Below are 22,496 nucleotides of genomic sequence, written 5' to 3'. Positions count from 1 at the left end.
TTATCCACAACTGGGCAGTAATCCCCGGGAATCGACCAAGATCATCGCCAGGTCGGCGATCTGCCCGATCCTCGGCGCATGGCACTTCGATCACGTTCACGCACCACCGCTCCCACCAGCGGTCCCGGCCGCGGCCCCGGCTCCGACGGCCGCGCCCACCACCGCCCGCGGCATCCGCGGGCGCACACCCGACGACACCAGCCCTCAGCCGCTGACGTGCTGCGCCTGCGCGCGCAGGCACTCTTCGCCGAACGTGCGGAGGCACCCTTTGCCGAAGGAGCAACGGAACGACAGGCATGGGGAAACGGCCCACCGAGGGCGGACCGGGACGTCGGGGAGTCACGGGCGGGCACGTCGGCGGGGAGCGGGATCGCCCGGCCGAGCGGGCCGGCCGCCGTCGGCGACATGGACGCACCCGAGCCCGCCGCGACGGGCGGCGCCTGGCGGGCGCGGGTCGTCCCGGCACTGCGCGAACGGATGCCGCTGTGGCTGCAGGCCAGGTGCGGGCTGGAGCGGAGGAGCGTGGCCGCGCTGGGCGTACTCCTGCTGGTGGCTGTGGTTTTCGCGGCGCAGCACTTCTGGACGGGCCGGACCGAGCCGGTGCGGGCGCCCGAGGTGGTGCGGGCGGCGGCGCCCTACGGGACGGCGGGAGCCAGGCGTTCGGCCGAGTCGGGCGCCTCGACGGGAGCGCAGGCGACGGGGCCGCAGGCGACAGGCGGCACCGGAGCGGGGACGGGTGCCGTCGTGGTGGTGGACGTCGGCGGCAAGGTGCGCAACCCCGGGTTGCAGAGGCTGCCGGCCGGGTCACGGGTGGCGGACGCCCTGCGGGCGGCGGGCGGAGTGCGCCCGGGCACCGACATCGACGGCCTCAACCGCGCCCGCCTCCTGGTGGACGGCGAGCAGATCGTGGTGGGCGGCCCGGCCCCGGCGCCGGGCACCGGCCCGGCCCTCCCGGCGGCCGGCGGATCGGCCGCTCCCGGCACCCCGGTCTCCCTCAGCACCGCGACGGTGGACCAACTCGACGCGCTGCCCGGGGTGGGGCCCGTGCTGGCCCAGCACATCGTCGACTACCGGTCCCAGCACGGCGGTTTCCGCTCGGTCGACGAACTACGGCAGGTCAACGGCATCGGCGCACGCCGTTTCGCCGACCTACGGAACCTCGTACGGCCATGAGGCCGCCGAAGCAACCCGGCGCGGACGGGCCGAAGGCGCCACCGGGGGATGTCCGCAGTCCGCTGGGTGATCCCCACCCCCGGCAGGAGGGGCCGGCGGATCTCCGGCTGGTCGGGCCCGCGTTGGGGGCCTGGGGCGCGGCCGCGTGGGCTCTGGACGCGCCGGCCGCCTGGGTCGTCGGTGTGACCGTCGGCTGTCTTGCGGCGGCCGGTGGGCTGTTGGTGCTGCGGAGGGAACGCGTCGGCGGCGGGCTTCGGGCCGGGGCCCCGCGGTCGGCGGTGTCGGTCGCCGCCGTGCTGCTCTGTGTCGCCGCTGCCGCCGCCTCCGCCGGGCTCCATGGCGCGGATCTGCGACGGGGGCCGGTTCCCGCGCTGGCGCGTCAGGGTGCCGAAGTGACCGCGGAGATCGAGGTCACCTCCGATCCACGGCTCACCCGGCCCAGGATCAAGGGCGATCACGCCACGGCCACCGCCGTCCTGCTCGACGGCGAGATGCGGCGCCTGACGAAGGCCGACGGGGCCGTGGTCGCGACGCGGACGCCCGTGCTGCTGGTCGTCGATCCGCGCACCCGCGGGGTGGAGCCCGGGCGGTGGCCGTGGCTTGCGCTGCTGCCTTCGACGCGGGTGCGCGTGGCGGGCAGACTGGCACCCCCGCTGACCGGAGGTGACCGCGTCGCCGCCGTGGTGCGCGTCCGGGGCGGGGGACCACCCGACGTCGTGGGCGAGCCGTCGACGGCGCAGCGATGGGCGGGGCGGTTGCGCGCGGGACTGCGGGAGGCGACCGAGGGGCTCGGCCCGGACGCGCGGGCGCTGCTGCCGGGGCTGGTCGTGGGCGACACCTCACGAGTCACCCCGGAGCTGGACGACGCCTTCAAGGACACGGATCTCACGCATCTGCTGGCCGTGAGCGGAGGCAATTTCACGCTTCTGCTGGCCCTGTTCATCGGCCCGGCCGGACTGGCACAGCGCGTCGAGCGCCGAGGACTCGCACCACTGCTCGGCATCCCGCTGCGGGGCACGGCGCTGCTGGGCGGCGTGCTCACCCTCGGCTTCGTGGTGGTGTGCCGGCCCGACCCGAGCGTGCTGCGGGCCGCGGCCTGCGGGACGATCGCGCTGCTCGCGCTCGCCACCGGGCGCCGCAGATCCCTGCTTCCCGCGCTGGCCGCCGCGGTCCTGCTGCTGGTGCTGTACGACCCCTGGCTCGCGCGGGGCTACGGCTTCCTGCTGTCGGTGCTGGCCACCGGGGCGCTGCTGACGGTCGCCCCGCGCTGGAGCGCGGAGTTGCGGCGGCGCCGGGTGCCGCCGAGGCTCGCCGAGGCGCTGGCCGCCGCGGCCGCCGCCCAGGCGCTGTGCGCACCGGTCGTCGCGGTGCTGTCGGCGCGGGTGAGCTTGGTCGCGGTGCCCTGCAACCTGCTCGCGGAGTTCGCGGTGGCACCGGCCACGGTGCTGGGGTTCGCGGCACTGGCGGTGGCTCCGGTGGCTCTGCCGGTCGCCAAGGCGCTGGCGTGGTGCGCGGGTTGGCCGGCCGGATGGATCGCCGGCATCGCGCGCACCGGGGCGTCGTTGCCGGGCGGCGCGGTGGACTGGCCCGGCAGCTGGACGGGGGCGCTGCTGCTGGCAGCCGTGACGGCGATGGTCCTGCTCGTCTGCCGACGGCTGCTGAGGCACCCCTGGTTGACCGGTGCCTGCGCCGTGGTGCTGCTGCTCGTGGTGGTGCAGCCGCCCCCTCTGACCCGGGTGATCACCGGATGGCCGCCGCCGGGCTGGCGGTTCGCGATGTGTGACGTGGGGCAGGGTGATGCGACCGTGCTGGCGGCGGGCGAGGGCACGGCGGTGGTCGTGGACGCGGGGCCCGATCCGACGCTGGTCGACCGGTGTCTGACCGTGCTCGGCGTCAGCCGGGTCGCGCTGCTCGTGCTGACCCACTTCCACGCCGACCATGTGGCGGGGCTCCCGGGAGTGCTGCGCGGGCGTGCGGTGGGGGCGATCGAGACGACCGGGTTCGACGAGCCACCGGACCAGGCCGCGTTCGTGCGCGCTCAGGCGGCCGCCCGGCACATTCCGGTGACCCGCGCCGTCGCCGGGGAGGGCCGCCGCACCGGGGAGCTCGACTGGCGGGTGCTGTGGCCTCCCCCGGATCCCGCCCCGTCCCCCGACGGACCGAACGACGCGAGTGTGGCGCTGTTCGTGCGGTCGGCGGGGCTGACCCTGCTGCTGCTCGGGGATCTCGAACCACCGGCCCAGCAGGAGCTGCTGAGATCACCGGCCGGGGCGGAGCTGGGACCCGTGGACGTCCTCAAGGTCGCCCATCACGGGTCGGCCTACCAGGACCCGGAGCTCATACGCAGGGTGGCACCGCGGCTCGCGTTGATCTCGTGCGGCAGGGGCAACCCCTACGGTCATCCGGCGCCGAGCACGGTCGCGGCGCTGCGGGACGAGGGCGCGCTGGTGCTGCGTACGGACCAGGACGGCGCGATCGCCGTCACCGGGGCGGGCGGGGGGTTGAGCGTGGCGAGAGACTGAGGGCATGGACTCCGCACAGGTTGACGCCTACCTCCGCCGGATCGGGGCGCAGCACCCCGCCTGGCCCACCGGCGATGTGCTGCGCGAGCTGCATCTGCGCCATCTGAGGACCGTGCCGTTCGAGAACCTGTCGATCCACCTCGGCGAGAAGATCGTGCTGGAGGAGGAGCGGCTGCTGGACAAGATCGTGGGGGCGCGCAGGGGCGGCTTCTGCTACGAACTCAACGGAGCGTTCGGGGCGTTGCTGGCCGCGCTCGGCTTCGATGTCACGCTGCTCGCCGGGCGGGTCTACGACGACGAGGGGCGGCTCGGGATTCCGTTCGACCATCTCGCGCTGCGGGTACGGACGGTGGACGGAGGCGACTGGCTGGCGGACGTCGGGTTCGGTGCGCACAGCCACTGTCCGCTGGCGTTGCGGCAGCGGGGCGAGCAGCGGGACCCGGCCGGGGTGTTCCGGGTGGTCGAAGCGGGGGCGGATGCGGCGGGGACGCGGGGAGGCGGTGGTTCGGCCGAGTTCGAGGATCTGGACGTGATGCGGGAGGGCAGGCGGCAGTACCGGCTGGAGGTGCGGCCGCGGGCGCTCGGGGACTTCAGGGCCGGGGCCTGGTGGCACAGCACGTCGCCCGAGTCGCACTTCGTGCGGTCGCTGGTGTGCTCGCGGGTCACGGAGGACGGAGGGCGGGTCACGCTCAGTGGCAGCCGACTGACGGTGACGACCCCGGACGGGCGGAAGGAGGGGACGGAACTGGCGGATGAGAAGGAGGTGCTGGAGGTGTACCGGGAGCGGTTCGGGATCGAGCTGGACCGGGCGCCCACGCTGCGAGAGGCCGGTCGAAGCGGCTGATCTCCGAACCGGGTGCAGCGGACGGGGTCTCTGGTCGCGTCGCCAGTGCCCGACAATGGGCGTCGTGAGCGATGTGAGACATGTGCTGGTGCTGCCGGACCGTGATGCCGCTCAGGAGGCGGCGCAGGCGCTGGTGGAGCGGTTCGGGCTGGACGAGGAACCGCGGATCGTCCGGGACGCGCTGGCCGGTGAGGACGACGCCGAGGACGCGCAGTGGCTGGTGGTGCTGCGGGACGAACAACAGTTGCTCGATCCGGAGCGGCTGGACGCGTTCGCGGGGGAGTGGGACGGCTGGCGGGAGGAGCCGTAACCCTCCGGGCGGCGGCGGCCGCGGGCGCCCGTTGTCAGTGGCGCGTGGGATGCTGTCCGTGATGGCCAAGAAGACCGCGAATGAAGACCCCCTCGCCCCCGTCACCCTTGCCGTGGGCCAGGAGGACCTCCTGCTCGACCGTGCCGTGCGGGAGGTGGTGGCCGCCGCCCGGAGCGCCGACGCCGACACGGACGTACGGGATCTGACCCCGGAGCAGTTGCAGCCCGGCACACTGGCCGAGCTGACAAGCCCGTCGCTCTTCGCCGAGCGCAAGGTCGTGGTCGTACGCAACGCACAGGATCTTCCAGCCGACACGATCAAGGAACTCAAGGGGTACTTCTCCTCGCCCGCCGAGGAGATCACCCTGGTGCTGCTGCACGCGGGCGGCGCCAAGGGCAAGGGCCTGCTCGACGCCGCGCGCAAGGCGGGCGCCCGGGAGGTGGCGTGCCCGAAGATGACCAAGCCTGCGGACCGGCTGGCGTTCGTGCGCGGAGAGTTCCGCACGCTGGGGCGTTCGGCGACGCCCGAGGCGTGCCAGGCGCTGGTCGACGCGATCGGCAGCGATCTGAGGGAGTTGGCGTCCGCGGTGGCGCAGCTCACCGCGGACGTCGAGGGCACGATCGACGAGGCGGTGGTCGGGCGGTACTACACCGGGCGGGCCGAGGCCTCCAGCTTCACGGTCGCGGACCGGGCGGTCGAGGGGCGGGCGGCGGAGGCGCTTGAGGCGCTCAGGTGGTCGTTGGCGACAGGCGTGGCGCCGGTGATGATCACGAGCGCGCTGGCGCAGGGTGTGCGGGCGATCGGAAAGCTCTCCTCGGCCCGAGGCGGTCGCCCCGCGGACCTCGCCCGGGAGCTGGGTATGCCGCCGTGGAAGATCGACCGGGTCCGGCAGCAGATGCGGGGCTGGACGCCGGAGGGGGTCGCGGTCGCGCTGCGCGCGGTGGCCGAGGCGGACGCGGGCGTGAAGGGCGGTGGCGACGACCCGGAGTACGCGCTGGAGAAGGCCGTGGTGACGATCGCCCGCGCGGCGCGGTCCCGGGGGCGCGGATAGCGAGGAGCGCGGCCCACCCACGCGCGGCTTCCCGTGCCGACGTGGCTCCTCATGCCGACGTGACTCCTCACCCAACCGGCCCCGTCCCCGACCGGCTCCCCATGCCGAAGGCCCCGCGCACTCCGTCCTGGGGAAGGACGGGTGGCGGGGCCTTCGGTTCAAGCGGATGAGTCCGTACCCGCGTGGCGAACGCAGGCCGCGTACGGACTCGGGGTGCCGGTCGGGAGCGGATGAGAGAGGGCCCGCTCTGGGTCCTACCGGCGGTTGGATCAGTTCAGATCAAAAGGAGGGCTCAGCCCTTGAGGGTCGCGACCTTGGTGGCCAGCGCCGACTTCTTGTTGGCGGCCTGGTTCTTGTGGATGACGCCCTTCGAGACGGCCTTGTCGAGCGCACGCGCGGCGGCGCGCTGGAGCTCGGTGGCCTTCTCGACGTCGCCCGCGGCAGCGGCCTCGCGAGCCTTGCGGATCGCGGTCTTGAGCGAGGACTTGACGGCCTTGTTGCGCAGGCGCGCCTTCTCGTTCGTCTTGTTCCGCTTGATCTGGGACTTGATGTTCGCCACGAATGAGCCTTTACAGGTTCAGGCACGCCAGACTGGACGTCCCACGCGCCGGTGATTTCTTGAAGACGTGCCTCGCGCTGAGAGGGCAGGAGACACAGCCACCCAGGCTACCAGTCGCCCTCTGGCCCGCCCAAACCGGCCGGGAGGCCTCCCCCGGCCACCCGTTCCATCGCCTCCGGCACGGCCCGAACCGGTCGTAGCCCCGCGCGCGTGGGACCATGGAGGCTACGTATCGATCCGACCCGAGACCGCAGACACTGCGGACGCCTCAAGAATCAGGACCCTGCGTGCCCGCGATCCCTAGCCATGTGCCCGAGCCGAGCCGTACCGACCCGGCTCTGATCCGCAATTTCTGCATCATCGCGCACATCGACCACGGCAAGTCCACGCTCGCCGACCGGATGCTCCAGCTGACCGGCGTCGTCGAGCAGCGGCAGATGCGCGCTCAGTACCTCGACCGCATGGACATCGAGCGCGAGCGCGGCATCACCATCAAGTCCCAGGCCGTGCGGCTGCCCTGGGCCCCCACCCACGATCCGGGCAACACGCACATCCTGAACATGATCGACACCCCGGGGCACGTCGACTTCACCTACGAGGTCTCGCGGTCCCTCGCCGCGTGCGAGGGGACCATCCTCCTCGTCGACGCCGCCCAGGGCATCGAGGCCCAGACCCTCGCCAACCTCTACCTGGCGATGGAGAACGACCTCACGATCATCCCCGTCCTCAACAAGATCGACCTGCCGGCCGCGCAGCCGGAGAAGTTCGCCGAGGAACTCGCCAACCTCATCGGCTGCGATCCCGGCGACGTGCTGAAGGTCTCCGCCAAGACCGGCCTCGGCGTCGAGGCGCTGCTGGACAAGGTCGTCGAGCAGATCCCGGCCCCGGTCGGCGTCGCCGACGCGCCCGCCCGCGCGATGATCTTCGACTCGGTCTACGACTCCTACCGCGGCGTCGTCACCTACGTCCGTGTCGTCGACGGCCAGCTCAACAAGCGTGAGCGCATCCGGATGATGTCCACCGGCGCCACGCACGAACTGCTGGAGATCGGCGTCAACTCGCCCGAGATGCTCGGTGCCGACGGCCTCGGGGTCGGTGAGGTGGGCTACCTCATCACCGGGGTGAAGGACGTCCGCCAGTCCAAGGTCGGTGACACCATCACCAGCCAGGTCAAGGGCGCCGAGAAGCCGCTGGGCGGGTACAAGGACCCGAAGCCCATGGTCTTCTCGGGCCTGTATCCGCTGGACGGTTCGGACTACCCCGATCTGCGCGAGGCCCTGGACAAGCTCCAGCTCAACGACGCCGCCCTCGTCTACGAGCCGGAGACCTCCGCCGCCCTCGGCTTCGGCTTCCGGGTCGGCTTCCTCGGACTGCTGCACCTCGACGTCGTCCGTGAGCGGCTCGAGCGTGAGTTCGGGCTGGACCTGATCGCCACCGCGCCCAACGTGGTCTACCGCGTGATCATGGAGGACGGCACCGAGTACACGGTCACCAATCCGAGCGAATTCCCCGAGGGCAAGCTCGCCGAGGTGTACGAGCCGGTCGTACGGGCCACCATCCTCGCGCCCACCGAGTTCATCGGCGCGATCATGGAGCTGTGCCAGACCCGCCGCGGCACCCTCCTCGGCATGGACTACCTCTCCGAGGACCGCGTCGAGATCCGCTACACGCTGCCGCTCGCCGAGATCGTCTTCGACTTCTTCGACCAGCTGAAGTCCAAGACGCGCGGCTATGCCTCCCTGGACTACGAGCCCACGGGAGAGCAGTCCTCCAGCCTGGTCAAGGTGGACATCCTGCTGCACGGCGACAAGGTCGACGCCTTCTCCGCGATCACCCACAAGGACCAGGCGTACGCCTACGGCGTCCGGCTCGTCGCCAAGCTGAAGGAACTCATCCCGCGGCAGAACTTCGAGGTGCCGGTGCAGGCCGCCATCGGCTCCCGCGTGATCGCCCGCGAGACCATCCGCGCCATCCGCAAGGACGTCCTCGCCAAGTGCTACGGCGGTGACATCTCCCGTAAGCGGAAGCTGCTGGAGAAGCAGAAGGAGGGTAAGAAGCGGATGAAGATGGTGGGTTCCGTGGAAGTTCCGCAGGAAGCCTTCATCGCGGTGCTCTCCAGCGATGACAGCGCGGGGTCGAGCAAGGGCAAGAAGTAACCCCGGTCTCCACGCGATGACCCCGGCAAACCGGGCGGTACGGGGCCCGTCGTGCGAAAGCGCGGCGGGCCCCCGTGCGTGCGCCCGGTCGCTCTGTGTACGAAACGACAGGCCACCGCCCCTTACGAACCGGCCGGACGGGCTCTACTCTGATGCCTGCTCGAGGGTTACTCGTGAGTTAAACAAAAGGTCTCGAGTGACTGCAGCCGCAACGATCCAGCAGCAATGAGCCAGCCAGCCGCACCGCCGCGGGCCCCGGAGGATGTCGTGAGCGACACACAGACTTTGATCGAGAACCGTCCGCCCTCCGTGGCGGCGCTCTTCCTGGAGCGCGTGGCGGCCACGCCGGACGCCGAGGCCTACCGCTACCCCGTGCCCCCGGCCTCCGGTGAGGGCCCCGACGACTGGAAGTCGCTGAGCTGGGCCGAGGCCGCCGAGCGGGTCCACGCGATCGCGGCCGGGCTCATCGAACTGGGTGTCCAGCCCGAGCAGCGCGTCGCCCTCGCCTCCTCCACCCGGGTCGAGTGGATCCTCGCCGACCTCGGCATCCTGTGCGCCGGTGCCGCCACGACCACCATCTATCCGCAGACCAACGCCGAGGAGTCGGCCTTCATCCTCGCCGACTCCCAGAGCAAGGTCCTCGTCGCGGAGAACGCCGAGCAGCTCGCCAAGGCCCGGCAGAAGCGCGACGAGCTGCCCGCCCTGACCCATATCGTGGTGATCGACCCGGCGGGCGCCGAGACCGGCGACGGCGTGCTCAGCCTGGCCGAACTGGAGCAGCGCGGCGCCGCCTACCTGGAGAAGCACCCCGAGCTGATCAAGGAACGGGTCGGCGCGATCACCAAGGACCAGCTCGCCACGCTCATCTACACCTCCGGTACCACCGGCCGCCCCAAGGGCGTGCGCCTGCCGCACGACAACTGGGCGTACATGGCGAAGGCGATCGCCGCGACCGGGCTGCTCGGCCCCGAGGACGTGCAGTACCTGTGGCTGCCGCTCGCCCACGTCTTCGGCAAGGTGCTGACCTCCGGCCAGATCGAGGTCGGGCACGTCACCGCCGTCGACGGCCGCGTCGACAAGATCATCGAGAATCTGCCGGTCGTGCAGCCGACGTACATGGCGGCCGTGCCGCGCATCTTCGAGAAGGTCTACAACGGCGTCGCGGCCAAGGCCCGGGCGGGCGGTCCGGCCAAGTACAAGATCTTCCAGTGGGCGGCAGAGGTGGCCCGCGAGTACGCCAAGGTCTCGCAGGACAACTTCCGCCGCACCGGCACCCACGCCGTGCCGTTCGGCCTCGGCGCCAAGCACAAGGTCGCGGACGCCCTCGTGTACGCCAAGATCCGCGAGGCGTTCGGCGGCCGGCTGCGCGCCTGCGTCTCCGGCTCGGCCGCCCTCGCACCCGAGATCGGGTACTTCTTCGCGGGCGCCGGCATCCACATCCTGGAGGGCTACGGCCTCACCGAGTCCTCCGCGGCCTCCTTCGTCAACCCGGGCGAGGCCTACCGCACGGGCACGGTCGGCAAGCCGCTGCCCGGCACGGAGGTGCGCATCGCGGACGACGGCGAGATCCTGCTGCGCGGCCCCGGCATCATGGAGGGCTACCACGGGCTGCCCGAGAAGACCGCCGAGGTGCTGGAACCGGACGGCTGGTTCCACACCGGTGACATCGGCGAGCTGTCGCCCGACGGGTATCTGCGCATCACCGACCGCAAGAAGGACCTCATCAAGACCTCCGGCGGCAAGTACATCGCGCCCGCCGAGGTCGAGGGACAGTTCAAGGCGGTGTGCCCCTACGTCTCCAACATCCTCGTGCACGGCGCCGACCGTAACTTCTGCACCGCGCTCATCGCGCTCGACGAGGTCGCGATCCTTCAGTGGGCGAAGGAGAACGGCCTGGAGGGCAAGTCCTACGCCGAGGTCGTGGCCGCGCCGCAGACGGTCGAGATGGTCGACGGCTATGTCAAGCAGCTCAACGAGGGCCTGCAGCGCTGGCAGACCATCAAGAAGTTCCGCTTGCTGCCGCGGGACCTCGACGTGGAGCACGGGGAGATCACGCCCAGCCTGAAGCTGAAGCGGCCGGTCGTCGAACGGGAGTACAAGCACCTGATCGATGAGATGTACGCGGGATCGCGCGAAGCCTGAGAGGGCGTCAGGACGCCTGCCCCTCGGCTGCCAACTGCTGTAACTCCCGGACCTGGCACCGTAGTCGAGCCAGGTCCGGGAGGTCGTCCGCAGACAGGCGATCCTCCAGGCCGGACAGGCGCTCCACCAGGCCGGCCAGGCCCTCCTGCAGCCGCTCCAACCGCCTGCTCTTGCGGTACAGATCGAGGAACACCGTCACCTTGGCCCGCAGCACCCACGGATCGAACGGCTTCGTCAGATAGTCCGCGGCCCCCGTCGCGTAGCCCCGGAAGGCATACCCGGCCTCCGCGTCCGAGCCGGTCAGGAAGACGATCGGGACGTCCTTGGTCCGGTCGAGCCGTTTGATGTGCGCGGCGGTCTCGAAACCGTCCATGCCGGGCATGCGGATGTCCAGCAGGACCACTGCGAACCGGCGCTCGAGCAGCGCCTTCATCGCCTCCTCGCCCGATCGCGCGCGCACCAGCGGCTCGTTGAGCGAGCGCAGCACGGCCTCCAGCGCCGTCAGGTTCTCCTCCATGTCGTCGACGAGGAGGATGCCGGCGCTGTCCTCGGACGTCTTCTCAGTGGGCATGCCCTGCTCGAATCTGTCCGTCTTCGACCACATGGGTAGCACGGTTCTCACTCATGGCGGGCCACTTCGGTAACTCGGTGCTTATGGGCGGGGTCAGTCTGTCACCCTGTCCGCATCGCCACAGGCTCATTCGACCGAACTGCCCGGGGAGCTGTCCATGGGGCCCATTCCCACCCAACGGGAGACCGCCTCCCGCGCCCCCGACCTACTCGAGTCCGCGGGGCTGCGCACCGTGGTGCGGTCGACCCTGCCCGGCAGCCCCCTCGCGGCCGGCAACGCCCGCCGGCTCGTGCGCGCCGCCCTCAGCGAGTGGGACCGGCCCGCCGAGCCCGACGCCGTCACCGAGCGGCTGGCCGACGACGCCCTGCTCGTCGTCAGCGAACTCGTCACCAACGCCGTGGTGCACGCCGGCACCGACGTCGAGCTGGTCTGCCGCCTCAAGGACGCGCAGGGCGAGTCGGCCGAGCTCCTCGTCGAGGTCTCCGACCACCACCCCTCGCGCGCGGTCCGGGACGACGGCGCCGAGCGGCCCTACGGCATACCGGAGTACGGCCGCGGCCTGCGCCTCGTCTCCTCCCTCTCCACGGCCTGGGGAATCAGCTACCGCACCGGCACGAAGACCGTCTGGGCGCTGCTTCCCCTGCACGCCGCCCTGGACGCCGAGGACGCGATCGAGACGTACGCCGGAGACAGCGCCCTGGGACGCGGGCTGAGCCCCGCCGAGATACTCGGGCCCGAACTCTCCGCCTTCGCCGAACCCGGGCGCGGCCTGTACGACCGGGAGTGGCGGGGCCGCGGCGCGCTGTCCTTCTTGGCCGAGGCGTCCGACCTGCTCGCCGGGCAGCTCGACGAGGACCTGGTCGCCGCGCTCACCGGGCAGCTGATCGTGCCCCGGCTCGCCGACTGGTGCGCGGTGTGGCTGGAGGACGAGGCGACCGGCTGGCGCGGCCCTTCCGCGCCGGTCGCGGCCGGGCCCCGGCTCGCCCGCGTCTGGCACGGCAGCGAGAACCACATCGAGGAACTGCGCCGGGCCCTGGAGAAGGACCCGCCCCGGCTGCCCGAGTCGGTGCGTTCCCGGGCGGTGCCCGTGCCCTGGCCCGGCGAGGCGCTGGGCCCGCGGGGCGCGACCGGGGCGGCGCTCGCCTACCGGCTGATCGCGGGCGGGCGGCCGCTCGGGACGCTCGTCATCGGACGGGGCGGATTGCTGCGCTTCCCCGACGAGATCACCGGACTCGTCGAGGACCTCAGCCGCCGGGTGGCGCTGGCCATCGGGGCGGCCCGGCAGTACGCGCGCCAGGCCACCATCAGCCGGGTGCTCCAGCGCGGGCTGCTGCCCGGCGCGGTCGCCGAGATCCCGGGGGTGAGCAGCGCACTTGTGTACGAGCCGTGCGACATGGGCGGACCGAGCGGTGACTTCTACGACATCTTCCCCGCCGGCCACGGACGGTGGTGCTTCGCGCTCGGCGATGTCCAGGGCAAGGGTCCGGAGGCCGCGGTCGTGATCGGCCTCGCCCGGCCCTGGCTGCGGCTGCTGGCCCGCGAAGGCTACGACGTCCCCGACGTCCTGGACCGCCTCAACCAACTCCTGCTCGACGACGCCACGGAGGCCTCCGACGCGGCGGCCCGGGCGCTGGTCGCGGCGGGCACGCCGATGCCGGTCGCCGACGAGGGCCCCCACGCCCGCTTCCTCTCCCTCCTCTACGGGGAACTGGTCCCCTTCGACGGCGGAGTGCGCTGCACGCTCGCCTCGGCCGGGCATCCGCTGCCGCTGCTGCTCGGCCCGGGCGGCGACGTACGGGCCGTGGCCCAGCCGCAGACGCTGCTCGGGGTCGTCGAGGACGAGACGTACACGTGCGAGACCTTCGATCTGCGCTCCGGAGACACACTGCTGTGCGTCACCGACGGGGTGACCGAGCGGCGCAGCGGGTCCCGCCAGTTCGACGACGGCGACGGGCTCGCGGCGGCCCTGGCGGGCTGCGCCGGGATGAACGCGGAGCTGGTCGCGGAGCGGATCAGGACGCTGGTGCACGAGTTCGGCGGGAAGCCGCCGGAGGACGATCTGGCGCTGCTGGTGCTGCAGGCGGAATGAGGACTTCTGGCAGTACGGGACAATGGGGGACATGCCTTCCGCACTCCCCGACGGCGAACCGGTCCCCGACGACGGCGCGCTGCCCGCGCACGCGCTCGCCGGGGCCGCCGAGCGCCCCCTCGGGTTCTACCTCCATGTGCCGTACTGCGCGACGCGCTGCGGTTACTGCGACTTCAACACGTACACGGCGACGGAGCTGCGGGGCACGGGAGGCGTCCTCGCCTCCCGGGACAACTACGCGTCGACCCTGGTCGACGAGGTCCGCCTGGCCCGCAAGGTGCTGGGCGACGACCCGCGCCAGGTGCGCACGGTCTTCGTCGGGGGCGGTACGCCGACGCTGCTGGCCGCGGACGACCTCGTACGGATGCTGGGGGCGATCCGCGACGAGTTCGGCCTCGCGCAGGACGCGGAGGTGACCACGGAGGCCAACCCGGAGTCGGTCGATCCGGCGTATCTGACCACCCTCCGGGAGGGCGGCTTCACCCGGATCTCCTTCGGCATGCAGAGCGCCCGCCCGCACGTCCTGAAGATCCTCGACCGCACGCACACCCCGGGCCGTCCCGAGGCGTGCGTGGCCGAGGCGCGGGCGGCGGGCTTCGAGCACGTGAACCTGGACCTGATCTACGGCACCCCGGGGGAGTCGGACGACGACTGGCGCGCCTCCCTGGACGCGGCGCTGGGAGCGGCCCCGGACCACATCTCGGCGTACGCGCTGATCGTGGAGGAAGGCACGCAGCTCGCCCGGCGCATCCGCCGGGGCGAGATCCCGATGACGGACGACGACGTGCACGCGGACCGCTATCTGATCGCGGACGAGGTGCTGGGGTCGGCGGGGTACGACTGGTACGAGGTCTCGAACTGGGCCACGTCCACCGCCGGCCGCTGCCTGCACAACGAGCTGTACTGGCGGGGCGCCGACTGGTGGGGCGCGGGCCCGGGCGCCCACAGCCATGTGGGCGGGGTGCGCTGGTGGAACGTGAAGCACCCGGGGGCGTACGCGGCGGCGCTGGCGGGTGGCCGCTCCCCGGGAGCCGGGCGGGAGGTCCTGTCGGAGGAGGACCGCCGGGTGGAGCGGATCCTGTTGGAGCTGCGGCTGCGGGAGGGGGCGCCGTTGGCCCTGCTGCGGGAGGAGGGGCTCGCGGCTTCGCGCCGGGCGCTGGGGGAGGGGCTGCTGGAGGCAGGGCCCTACGAGGCGGGGCGGGCGGTGCTCACGCTGCGGGGGCGGCTGCTCGCGGATGCGGTGGTGCGGGACCTGGTGGACTGATCACTCCGGCGGGTGAATGCCAGCGGAACGGAGGTTCGGTCCCTAACCTGGTTCGTAGGCTGCCGCCAAAAGTACGCGGCGGATGTGGAGGGCCACGGAGATGACCGCTGTGGACGAGCGTGGGATGACCAAGTTCTTCGAGGAGTTTGAGCCTCCCGGGGGCGTCAAGGTCGAGCTTCTCCGGGGGGAAATCGTGATGATGGCCACTCCCGATCTGGTGCACAACCGGATCGTGGTGGACGTGCAGGACCAGATCCCACGTAAGCATTGGGAGCGGCTCCAGACGACGGATGTGGACATTGTCGATGAGGCCAGTGAAACCGTGCCGGACCTGTTGGTGCTGGAACGAGGTCTTGCCCCGGACTCGGGGCGCTTGCTGCCGTCCCAGTTGATCACGTTGGTCGTCGAGGTGGTCTCCAAGACGAGTGTCGACCGGGACTACGGGATCAAGCGTTCCATCTACGCGGCAGGCAAGATCCCCGCGTACCTGATCATCGACCCGATCGTTGCCCACTGCGTCCTGCTCACCGAACCCGTCGGAGACGGCGAAGTAGCTGACTATCGAGCGCAGCGGATTACGAAGTTCGGCGACCCCCTTCCCCTGGAACCCCTCGGCATCGAACTGGACACCAGCGAGTTCGGAACGCTCACCGGAGTCCGGCGTCACCACCTGCCGTAACGAAGTCGATCAACTCCTCCACCCTCCCCAGCAACTCCGGCTCCAGGTCCTTGTAAGACCCCACCCGCTTCAGGATCGCCTGCCACACCGCGCCGGTGTTGTCCGACGGCCACCCCAGCGCCCGGCACACCCCCGTCTTCCAGTCCTGCCCGCGAGGAACCCGCGGCCATGCCTCGATCCCCAGGGACGCCGGCTTCACCGCCTCCCAGATGTCGATGTACGGGTGTCCGACCACGAGCGCGTGCTCGCTCGTCACCGACTGCGCGATGCGCCACTCCTTCGTGCCGGGGACCAGGTGGTCCACCAGGACACCCAGGCGCGCGTCCGGGCCCGGGGCGAAGGACTCGACGATCGACGGCAGGTCGTCGACGCCCTCCAGGTACTCCACCACCACGCCCTCGATGCGCAGGTCGTCGCCCCACACCTTCTCGACCAGTTCGGCGTCGTGGCGGCCCTCCACATAGATACGGCCGGCGCGGGCCACCCTCGCGCGCGCCCCCGGAACGGCCACCGAGCCGGACGCCGTACGCGTGGGGCGCTGCACCGAGGGCCTGGGACGGACCAGGGTCACCGTCCGGCCCTCCAGCAGGAAGCCCCCCGGCTCCAGCGGGAACACCCGGTGCTTGCCGAAGCGGTCCTCCAGCGTCACCGTGCCCGCCTCGCAGCGGATCACCGCCCCGCAGAACCCCGTGCGCGGCTCCTCCACCACCAGACCGGGGTCCGCCGGGACCTCCGGTACGGGCTTCGGCTTCTTCCACGGAGGGGTCAGATCCGGAGAGTACTGGCGCATTCGAGTGACGATAGGAGAAGACGCCCTCGAGGTGCTACGACACGCCGAAGCGTGCCGCCAACTCGTCGCGCTGGGCCCGTACGAACCCCGCGTCCACCACCGCCCCGTGCCCCGGCACGTACGCCGCGTCCTCGCCGCCCAGCTCCAGCAGCCGGTCCAGGGCCGCCGGCCAGTGCGAGGGGATCGCGTCCGGGCCCGACTGAGGCTCGCCGGACTCCTCCACCAGGTCCCCGCAGAAGACCACTTCCGGGAACCCGGGGTCCCCGGGGACGAACACCACCAGATCGTGGGCCGTGTGGCCCGGGCCCACATTCGCCAGCAGCACCTGGACCCCGCCCAGGTCCAGCGTCCACTCGCCGGAGACCTGGTGGTGCGGGCGGACCAGTGCGTCCGCCGCCTCGGCCGCCTCCGCGGGGTCCAGGCCGTTGCGGACCGCGTCCGCGACCAGTTCCCCCCGCCCGTACGCGAGCACCCTGTCGATGCCCACCGCTCCGAACACCTCCGCGCCCGCGAACGCCGCCGCCCCGAAGACATGGTCGAAGTGCGGATGGGTGAGCGCGAGATGCGTCACACGCCGGTCTCCGCCGAGCGGCTCCAGCAGCCGCTCCGCCGCGCCGCGCAAGCGCGCGCCCTCGGCCCGGCTCGATCCGGCGTCGACCAGCAGCGCCGCGTCGTCGCCCACCACCAGCCCGGCCGTGCAGTCCCAGACCGGCAGCCTGGTCCGCCCCGCACGCGCCCCGAGCGCCTCCCACCCCGACCCTTCCCACCACACCGTCATACGGCGACGCTATCCGCAGGCGCCCCACCCGGCAGGACAGGCCGGTACGGGTCGGTAACACCTCGGCACGGCACCGGCGCCCGCCCTTGCCGGGTGTGTACCCGACAGCCGTACACTGGGGCGGGGAATGCTGGCACTCGCAAGTGCAGAGTGCCAGGGGAAGCGCCAAGGGGACATGACCGCTGGAGGTGTGCGCGATGCTCAGTGAACGCAGGCTCGAGGTGTTGCGCGCCATCGTCCAGGACTACGTCGGCACCGAAGAGCCGGTGGGTTCCAAGGCCCTCACCGAGCGGCACAACCTCGGCGTCTCCCCGGCCACCGTCCGGAACGACATGGCCGCGCTGGAGGACGAGGGGTACATCGCCCAGCCGCACACCAGCGCAGGACGCATTCCCACGGACAAGGGCTACCGCCTCTTCGTCGACAAGCTCGCGGCCGTGAAGCCGATGAGCCCGCCCGAGCGCCGCGCGATCCAGAACTTCCTGGAGGGCGCCGTCGACCTCGACGACGTGGTGGCGCGCACGGTGCGGTTGCTCGCACAGCTCACCCGGCAGGTCGCCGTGGTGCAGTACCCGTCGCTGACGCGTTCGACCGTGCGCCATGTCGAGCTGCTGTCGATGGCACCCGCGCGTGTGATGCTCGTGCTGATCACGGACACCGGCCGGGTCGAGCAGCGCATGATCGACTGCCCGGCGCCGTTCGGTGAGACGTCGCTCGCGGACCTGCGCGCGCGGCTCAACAGCCGGGTCGCCGGCCGCCGCTTCGCGGACGTCCCGCAGCTCGTGCAGGATCTGCCCGAGGCGTTCGAGGAGCCGGAGGACCGCGGCACTGTCTCGACGGTGCTCTCCACGCTGCTGGAGACGCTCGTGGAGGAGACCGAGGAACGGCTGATGATCGGCGGCACCGCGAACCTGACCCGCTTCGCGCATGACTTCCCTCTCACCATCCGCCCCGTCCTGGAGGCGCTGGAGGAGCAGGTCGTGCTCCTCAAACTGCTGGGTGAGGCGAAGGATCCGGCCATGCGGGTACGTATCGGTCATGAGAACGCGCACGAAGGACTCAACTCCACGTCCATCGTCTCCGTGGGCTACGGTTCGGGCGGCGAGGCAGTAGCGAAACTCGGCGTGGTCGGACCGACCCGCATGGATTACCCGGGAACGATGGGAGCGGTACGAGCGGTGGCACGGTACGTCGGACAGATCCTGGCGGAGTCGTAAGTGGCCACGGACTACTACGCCGTACTCGGCGTGCGCCGCGACGCGTCGCAGGAAGAGATCAAGAAGGCGTTCCGCCGGCTCGCCCGCGAGCTGCACCCGGACGTCAATCCCGATCCGAAGACGCAGGAGCGGTTCAAGGAGATCAACGCCGCGTACGAGGTGCTCTCGGACCCGCAGAAGAAGCAGGTCTACGACCTCGGCGGCGACCCGCTGTCCCAGTCGGGCGGCGCCGGCGCGGGCGGCTTCGGCGCGGGCGGCTTCGGGAACTTCTCCGACATCATGGACGCGTTCTTCGGTACGGCGTCGCAGCGCGGTCCGCGCTCGCGCACCCGCCGGGGCCAGGACGCGATGATCCGGCTCGAGGTCGAGCTGGACGAGGCGGCCTTCGGCACGACGAAGGACATCCAGGTCGACACGGCCGTCGTCTGCAACACCTGCAACGGCGAGGGCGCCGCGCCCGGTACGTCGGCGCAGACGTGTGACATGTGCCGTGGCCGCGGTGAGGTCTCCCAGGTGACCCGGTCCTTCCTGGGCCAGGTCATGACCTCCCGGCCGTGCCCGCAGTGCCAGGGCTTCGGCACGATCGTCCCGAACCCGTGCCCGGAGTGCGCCGGTGACGGGCGGGTGCGCTCGCGCCGGACGCTCACCGTGAAGATCCCGGCCGGTGTCGACAACGGCACACGGATCCAGCTCGCGGGCGAGGGCGAGGTCGGCCCCGGCGGCGGTCCGGCCGGCGACCTGTACGTCGAGATCCACGAGCTGCCGCACCAGACGTTCCAGCGCCGCGGCGACGATCTGCACTGCACGGTCACCATCCCGATGACGGCGGCGGCCCTCGGCACGAAGGTGCCGCTGGAGACGCTGGACGGCCTGGAGGAGGTCGACATCCGTCCCGGTACGCAGTCCGGGCAGTCGATCCCGCTGCACAACCGCGGTGTCACGCATCTGCGCGGCGGCGGCCGGGGCGACCTGGTCGTCCACGTCGAGGTCCAGACGCCCACCAAGCTGGACCCCGAGCAGGAGCGACTGCTGCGCGAGCTGGCGAAGCTCCGCGGCGAGGAGCGGCCACAGGGGCAGTTCCAGCCGGGGCAGCAGGGGTTGTTCTCGCGGTTGAAGGATGCGTTCAACGGGCGCTGAGGCGAGTGCCGGCGTCGGCCGGGGGTCCGGGGGTTGGCCCCCGGTCAGGCACAGTCAGCCGGGGCAGCAGGGGTTGTTCTCGCGGTTGAAGGATGCGTTCAACGGGCGCTGACGGTGTCGGACCCGGCGTTGGATGGCATCCGGCGCCGGGCCGGCCGTCCCTGGGGGCTGCGCCCCCAGACCGCCCTTCCTCCCGCGTATGCGACGGGACCGGTGGATTCGGACTCGTTCGAAAGACGTGACAACATGCCGTCATGTCCTCCCTGACCGATCTCTTCCCGCACCCGATCGTGCAGGCCCCCATGGCGGGCGGCGCCTCCGTGCCGCAGCTCGCCGCCGCCGTGTCCGAGGCCGGCGGCCTGGGTTTCCTCGCCGCCGGGTACAAGACCGCCGACGGGATGTACCAGGAGATCAAGCAGCTCCGCGGGCTGACCCACCGCCCCTTCGGCGTGAACGTCTTCATGCCGCAGCCCGAGTATGCCGACCCGGCCGCCGTCGAGGTGTACGCCAACCAGCTCGCCGGCGAGGCCACCTGGTACGAGACCGAGCTGGGCGATCGCGACAGCGGCCGCGACGACGGCTACGACGCCAAGCTCGCCGTCCTCCTCGACGACCCGGTCCCCGTGGTCTCCTTCCACTTCGGGGTCCCGGCCCCGGACGTCCTGGCCTCCCTGCGTCGCCTGGGCACCCTCACCCTGGTCACCGCGACCACCGCAGAGGAGGCCCTGGCCGTGCAGGAGGCGGGCGCCGACGCGGTGATCGCGCAGGGCCTCGAGGCCGGCGGCCACCAGGGCACCCACCGGGACAGTCACGAGAACGACGGCGCCGGCATAGGGCTGCTCTCGCTCCTCGCCCAGGTCCGCGAGACCGTGAGCATTCCGATCGTCGCCGCCGGAGGCATCATGTGCGGCAGCCAGATCGCCGCCGTCCTCGCCGCGGGCGCGAGCGCCGCACAGCTCGGCACCGCGTTCCTGGCCACGCCCGAGTCCGGTGCCCACTCCGCGCACAAGCAGGCGCTGACCGACCCCCACTTCGTCCGCACCGAGCTGACCCGGGCCTTCTCCGGACGCCCGGCGCGCGGGCTGGTCAACAGGTTCATGCGCGAACACGGCCCCTACGCGCCCGCCGCGTACCCCGAGATCCACCACCTCACCTCCCCCCTGCGCAAGGCGGCCGCCAAGGCCGGTGACGCGCAGGGCATGGCCCTGTGGGCGGGCCAGGGCCACCGCCTGGCGCGGGACCTGCCCGCCGGCCGGCTGGTGGAGGTGCTGGTCGCGGAGGTTCAGGAGGCGGCGACAGCGTTGTCGACGGGGGGTGCCGGGCGATGACGGCTCCGGTGTTCGTGGTGGAGGACTTCCGGGCCGGTTCCGGAGGACGGTACGTCCTGGACGGCCCCGAGGGACGCCATGCGGTGTCCGTGAAGCGGCTGCGCCCGGGGGAGACCGTCGTGCTGACCGACGGCGCCGGGCGGTGGGCGGAGTGCGAGGTCGTCGACACCGAGGGCAAGGACCGGTTGGTCGTCCACATGCACGGGGTGAACGAGGAGCCCCTGGAGTCTCCCCGTATCACCGTCGTCCAGGCCCTCCCCAAGGGCGACCGCGGTGAGCTGGCCGTGGAGACCATGACCGAGGTCGGCGTCGACGCGATCGTCCCCTGGCAGGCCTCCCGGTGCATCACCCAGTGGAAGGGCGACCGCGGGCTGAAGGCACTCGGCAAGTGGCGGGCCACCGCCCGCGAGGCGGGCAAGCAGTCGCGCCGGGTGCGCTTCCCGGAGGTCGCGGACGCGGCGACCACCAAGCAGGTTGCCGCACTTCTCGCCAAAGCCGACTTCGCCGCCGTGCTCCACTCGGACTTCGAGTACGGCAGCGAGCCGCTCGCCACCGCCCAACTCCCCGCCGAGGGGGAGATCGTGCTGGTCGTCGGGCCCGAAGGCGGCATCTCCTCCGAGGAGTTGGCGCTGTTCCGGGAAGCCGGTGCGAAGGCGTACGTCCTCGGGCGTAGTGTCCTTCGTACATCGACCGCCGGCACCGCGGCGGCCGCGCTGCTGCTCGGCCGCACGGGCCGCTGGTCCTGACGCACGGATCTCCAACGGATCCATCGAGCCACCGGGGGAACGCCATGGAACTCGCCCAAGTGCGGCTGCTGGTCTCGGACTTCCCGGCCTGCTACCGCTTCTACGCCGACGTCCTCGGCCTCAAGCCGCAGTCGGGCGCGGCCGACGGGCCGTACGAGAAGTTCAGCCCGGCCACCGGCTCCGCGGGCATCGCGCTCCAGGACCGGGCGATGATGGCTCAGGTCCTCGGCGAACTGGGCGACGAGGCCACGGGCCACCGGTCGCTGGTGGTGCTTCGCGTGGACGACCTGGACGCGTACTGCGCCGAGATCACCTCCCGCGGCGCGACCCTGCTGCACGGCCCGGCCCCCATGACCGACCGCATGCGCGTCGCCCACCTGAAGGACCCGGAGGGCAATCTGGTGGAACTTCAGCAGTGGCTGCTGCTGCGCGGCTGACGACGCGGGGAGGCCGACGGGGCGGGGAGGCTGACGGCGCGGGGAGGCTGATGGTGCGGCGAGGCTGACGGCGGGGCGCTCGCGTGGCCGTATGCGCTCTACCGTCTGCGCTGCGGGAGTGGCACGCTGCCCTTCATGGGGGCATTGCGGCGCATCGGGCGACGACCCGGCTCACGACGGCTCGCCGCGGTCACCGGCCTCGCGGTGGTGGCCGTGGGCGGGGCCGTGGCCTGCCAACCCGGTGATCTCAGTTCCGCGTCGGTGGCGTACACCACGGACCAGACCGCCACCAAGGAGCTTCAGCGGCAGCATGTGAAGGTGCGCTGGCTGAGCTGCTCGGGCGACTACGGCGGCGGGGCCGGCACGAGGGGCACGTCCGGCTCGGCGCCCTCGGCGAGCGAGACCGCCGTCGTCACCGTCGACTGCAAGGGGCAGACGGACGACGGCAAGGACATCACCGTCAAGGGCCGGGTTACCCGCGCCGTCGACGGCAGGTGCGTCCGCGGGGACCTCAGGGCCACCGTGGGCGGCAAGGAGTTGTTCCACGTCAGCGGCCTCGGCGACTGCCAGGGCGGCACGCCCCGTCCGCCCGCCGGCAACCCGACCGGCCCCGGACGGCCCGGGCCCACGGTCACGGTCACCGTCACCAGGACCATCTGGTGCCAGGGCGACCCCACCTGCTGGCCGGTTCAGGGCAAGTGAC

20 protein-coding genes are annotated in these 22,496 nt (G+C 71.8%); 16 read left to right on the top strand and 4 right to left on the bottom strand.

The features are described 5' to 3' along the window. Positions 1–78 precede the first annotated feature (78 nt). From SY2F82_RS03035 to holA, 5 genes are all read left to right on the top strand, one after another. Entirely contained in the window at positions 79–1,173 is a 1,095-nt protein-coding gene (locus tag SY2F82_RS03035) for a helix-hairpin-helix domain-containing protein (RefSeq protein ID WP_200417337.1), read from the top strand. Continuing rightward, positions 1,170–3,695, top strand: coding sequence for a ComEC/Rec2 family competence protein (locus tag SY2F82_RS03030; protein ID WP_200417336.1), 2,526 nt, complete (start codon positions 1,170–1,172; stop codon positions 3,693–3,695). Before SY2F82_RS03035 ends, SY2F82_RS03030 begins: the two co-directional genes overlap by 4 nt. A gap of 4 nt (positions 3,696–3,699) precedes the next feature. Beyond that, the gene (locus tag SY2F82_RS03025; protein ID WP_200417335.1) at positions 3,700–4,539 is read left to right on the top strand and encodes an arylamine N-acetyltransferase; all 840 of its coding nucleotides are present in this window, start codon (positions 3,700–3,702) and stop codon (positions 4,537–4,539) included. Positions 4,540–4,603: 64 nt separating this feature from the next. Further along, positions 4,604–4,849, top strand: coding sequence for a hypothetical protein (locus SY2F82_RS03020; RefSeq protein WP_200417334.1), 246 nt, complete (start codon positions 4,604–4,606; stop codon positions 4,847–4,849). Positions 4,850–4,910: 61 nt separating this feature from the next. Next, a complete protein-coding gene (gene holA, locus SY2F82_RS03015) occupies positions 4,911–5,900 on the top strand; it encodes a DNA polymerase III subunit delta (protein WP_200417333.1) in 990 nt (329 codons plus the stop codon). A 292-nt stretch (positions 5,901–6,192) separates the two neighbouring features. Here the strand turns inward: holA and rpsT are convergent, their stop codons facing one another. Continuing rightward, positions 6,193–6,459, bottom strand: a complete 267-nt coding sequence (rpsT, locus tag SY2F82_RS03010) for a 30S ribosomal protein S20 (protein WP_200417332.1) — start codon at positions 6,457–6,459, stop codon at positions 6,193–6,195. Positions 6,460–6,746: 287 nt separating this feature from the next. On the opposite strand from rpsT, the gene lepA reads away from it, so the two are divergent. Both lepA and SY2F82_RS03000 read left to right on the top strand, forming a co-directional pair. Further along, positions 6,747–8,615: a translation elongation factor 4 gene (gene lepA, locus SY2F82_RS03005; RefSeq protein ID WP_200417331.1), complete on the top strand. Its 1,869-nt coding sequence runs from the start codon at positions 6,747–6,749 to the stop codon at positions 8,613–8,615. Positions 8,616–8,882: 267 nt separating this feature from the next. Further along, positions 8,883–10,757, top strand: coding sequence for a long-chain fatty acid--CoA ligase (locus SY2F82_RS03000; protein WP_200417330.1), 1,875 nt, complete (start codon positions 8,883–8,885; stop codon positions 10,755–10,757). 7 nt (positions 10,758–10,764) lie between these two features. Here SY2F82_RS03000 and SY2F82_RS02995 read toward each other — a convergent pair whose 3' ends face one another. Continuing rightward, on the bottom strand, positions 10,765–11,328 hold the full coding sequence (locus SY2F82_RS02995) for a two-component system response regulator (protein ID WP_200417784.1): 564 nt from the start codon (positions 11,326–11,328) through the stop codon (positions 10,765–10,767). Positions 11,329–11,485: 157 nt separating this feature from the next. On the opposite strand from SY2F82_RS02995, the gene SY2F82_RS02990 reads away from it, so the two are divergent. The 3 genes from SY2F82_RS02990 to SY2F82_RS02980 all read left to right on the top strand — a co-directional run bounded on the left by SY2F82_RS02990 (position 11,486) and on the right by SY2F82_RS02980 (position 15,360). Further along, positions 11,486–13,417, top strand: coding sequence for a SpoIIE family protein phosphatase (locus tag SY2F82_RS02990; RefSeq protein WP_200417329.1), 1,932 nt, complete (start codon positions 11,486–11,488; stop codon positions 13,415–13,417). A 31-nt stretch (positions 13,418–13,448) separates the two neighbouring features. Further along, on the top strand, positions 13,449–14,681 hold the full coding sequence (gene hemW / locus SY2F82_RS02985; RefSeq protein ID WP_200417328.1) for a radical SAM family heme chaperone HemW: 1,233 nt from the start codon (positions 13,449–13,451) through the stop codon (positions 14,679–14,681). A 100-nt stretch (positions 14,682–14,781) separates the two neighbouring features. Beyond that, entirely contained in the window at positions 14,782–15,360 is a 579-nt protein-coding gene (locus tag SY2F82_RS02980; protein ID WP_236041067.1) for a Uma2 family endonuclease, read from the top strand. Here the strand turns inward: SY2F82_RS02980 and SY2F82_RS02975 are convergent. Beyond that, positions 15,329–16,150 (bottom strand): DUF3097 domain-containing protein, encoded by an 822-nt coding sequence (locus tag SY2F82_RS02975; protein ID WP_200417326.1) that lies wholly within the window; start codon positions 16,148–16,150, stop codon positions 15,329–15,331. The two genes, SY2F82_RS02980 and SY2F82_RS02975, sit on opposite strands and share 32 nt — an antisense overlap. Before the next feature lie 34 nt (positions 16,151–16,184). Continuing rightward, the gene (locus SY2F82_RS02970) at positions 16,185–16,928 is read right to left on the bottom strand and encodes an MBL fold metallo-hydrolase (RefSeq protein ID WP_200417325.1); all 744 of its coding nucleotides are present in this window, start codon (positions 16,926–16,928) and stop codon (positions 16,185–16,187) included. 197 nt (positions 16,929–17,125) lie between these two features. Between SY2F82_RS02970 and hrcA the strand changes: the two genes are divergently transcribed. From hrcA to SY2F82_RS02940, 6 genes are all read left to right on the top strand, one after another. After that, entirely contained in the window at positions 17,126–18,145 is a 1,020-nt protein-coding gene (hrcA, locus tag SY2F82_RS02965; RefSeq protein ID WP_103838309.1) for a heat-inducible transcriptional repressor HrcA, read from the top strand. Continuing rightward, positions 18,146–19,282: a molecular chaperone DnaJ gene (dnaJ, locus tag SY2F82_RS02960; protein WP_200417324.1), complete on the top strand. Its 1,137-nt coding sequence runs from the start codon at positions 18,146–18,148 to the stop codon at positions 19,280–19,282. A 254-nt stretch (positions 19,283–19,536) separates the two neighbouring features. Next, complete coding sequence (locus tag SY2F82_RS02955; RefSeq protein WP_200417323.1) at positions 19,537–20,610, top strand: nitronate monooxygenase; 1,074 nt, start codon at positions 19,537–19,539, stop codon at positions 20,608–20,610. Further along, positions 20,607–21,356: a 16S rRNA (uracil(1498)-N(3))-methyltransferase gene (locus SY2F82_RS02950; RefSeq protein WP_200417322.1), complete on the top strand. Its 750-nt coding sequence runs from the start codon at positions 20,607–20,609 to the stop codon at positions 21,354–21,356. The genes SY2F82_RS02955 and SY2F82_RS02950 overlap by 4 nt, the downstream gene beginning before the upstream one ends. Positions 21,357–21,400: 44 nt before the next feature. Next, positions 21,401–21,793 carry a VOC family protein gene (locus SY2F82_RS02945; RefSeq protein WP_200417321.1) on the top strand — a complete coding sequence of 131 codons (393 nt, stop codon included), beginning with the start codon at positions 21,401–21,403 and terminating at the stop codon, positions 21,791–21,793. A gap of 135 nt (positions 21,794–21,928) precedes the next feature. Next, positions 21,929–22,495 (top strand): hypothetical protein, encoded by a 567-nt coding sequence (locus SY2F82_RS02940; RefSeq protein WP_200417320.1) that lies wholly within the window; start codon positions 21,929–21,931, stop codon positions 22,493–22,495. Position 22,496: the final 1 nt, after the last annotated feature.

It is taken from the genome of Streptomyces sp. Y2F8-2, from assembly GCF_014905555.1.
Taxonomy (GTDB): domain Bacteria; phylum Actinomycetota; class Actinomycetes; order Streptomycetales; family Streptomycetaceae; genus Streptomyces; species Streptomyces cynarae.
Note: the sequence above shows the minus strand (reverse complement) of the source record. Positions and strands in the feature narration are given on the sequence as shown.

Bases quoted from the DNA above. Each gene is read 5' to 3' on its own strand.
- holA (WP_200417333.1), top strand. From the start codon at position 4,911: ATGGCCAAGAAGACCGCGAATGAAGACCCCCTCGCCCCCGTCACCCTT.
- SY2F82_RS02940 (WP_200417320.1), top strand. From the start codon at position 21,929: ATGGGGGCATTGCGGCGCATCGGGCGACGACCCGGCTCACGACGGCTC.
- SY2F82_RS02945 (WP_200417321.1), top strand. From the start codon at position 21,401: ATGGAACTCGCCCAAGTGCGGCTGCTGGTCTCGGACTTCCCGGCCTGC.
- SY2F82_RS02995 (WP_200417784.1), bottom strand. From the start codon at position 11,328: ATGCCCACTGAGAAGACGTCCGAGGACAGCGCCGGCATCCTCCTCGTC.
- SY2F82_RS02975 (WP_200417326.1), bottom strand. From the start codon at position 16,150: ATGCGCCAGTACTCTCCGGATCTGACCCCTCCGTGGAAGAAGCCGAAG.
- SY2F82_RS02955 (WP_200417323.1), top strand. From the start codon at position 19,537: ATGTCCTCCCTGACCGATCTCTTCCCGCACCCGATCGTGCAGGCCCCC.
- SY2F82_RS03025 (WP_200417335.1), top strand. From the start codon at position 3,700: ATGGACTCCGCACAGGTTGACGCCTACCTCCGCCGGATCGGGGCGCAG.
- SY2F82_RS02990 (WP_200417329.1), top strand. From the start codon at position 11,486: ATGGGGCCCATTCCCACCCAACGGGAGACCGCCTCCCGCGCCCCCGAC.
- hemW (WP_200417328.1), top strand. From the start codon at position 13,449: ATGCCTTCCGCACTCCCCGACGGCGAACCGGTCCCCGACGACGGCGCG.
- SY2F82_RS02970 (WP_200417325.1), bottom strand. From the start codon at position 16,928: ATGACGGTGTGGTGGGAAGGGTCGGGGTGGGAGGCGCTCGGGGCGCGT.
- SY2F82_RS03030 (WP_200417336.1), top strand. From the start codon at position 1,170: ATGAGGCCGCCGAAGCAACCCGGCGCGGACGGGCCGAAGGCGCCACCG.
- SY2F82_RS03035 (WP_200417337.1), top strand. From the start codon at position 79: ATGGCACTTCGATCACGTTCACGCACCACCGCTCCCACCAGCGGTCCC.
- hrcA (WP_103838309.1), top strand. From the start codon at position 17,126: ATGCTCAGTGAACGCAGGCTCGAGGTGTTGCGCGCCATCGTCCAGGAC.
- SY2F82_RS02980 (WP_236041067.1), top strand. From the start codon at position 14,782: ATGACCGCTGTGGACGAGCGTGGGATGACCAAGTTCTTCGAGGAGTTT.
- SY2F82_RS02950 (WP_200417322.1), top strand. From the start codon at position 20,607: ATGACGGCTCCGGTGTTCGTGGTGGAGGACTTCCGGGCCGGTTCCGGA.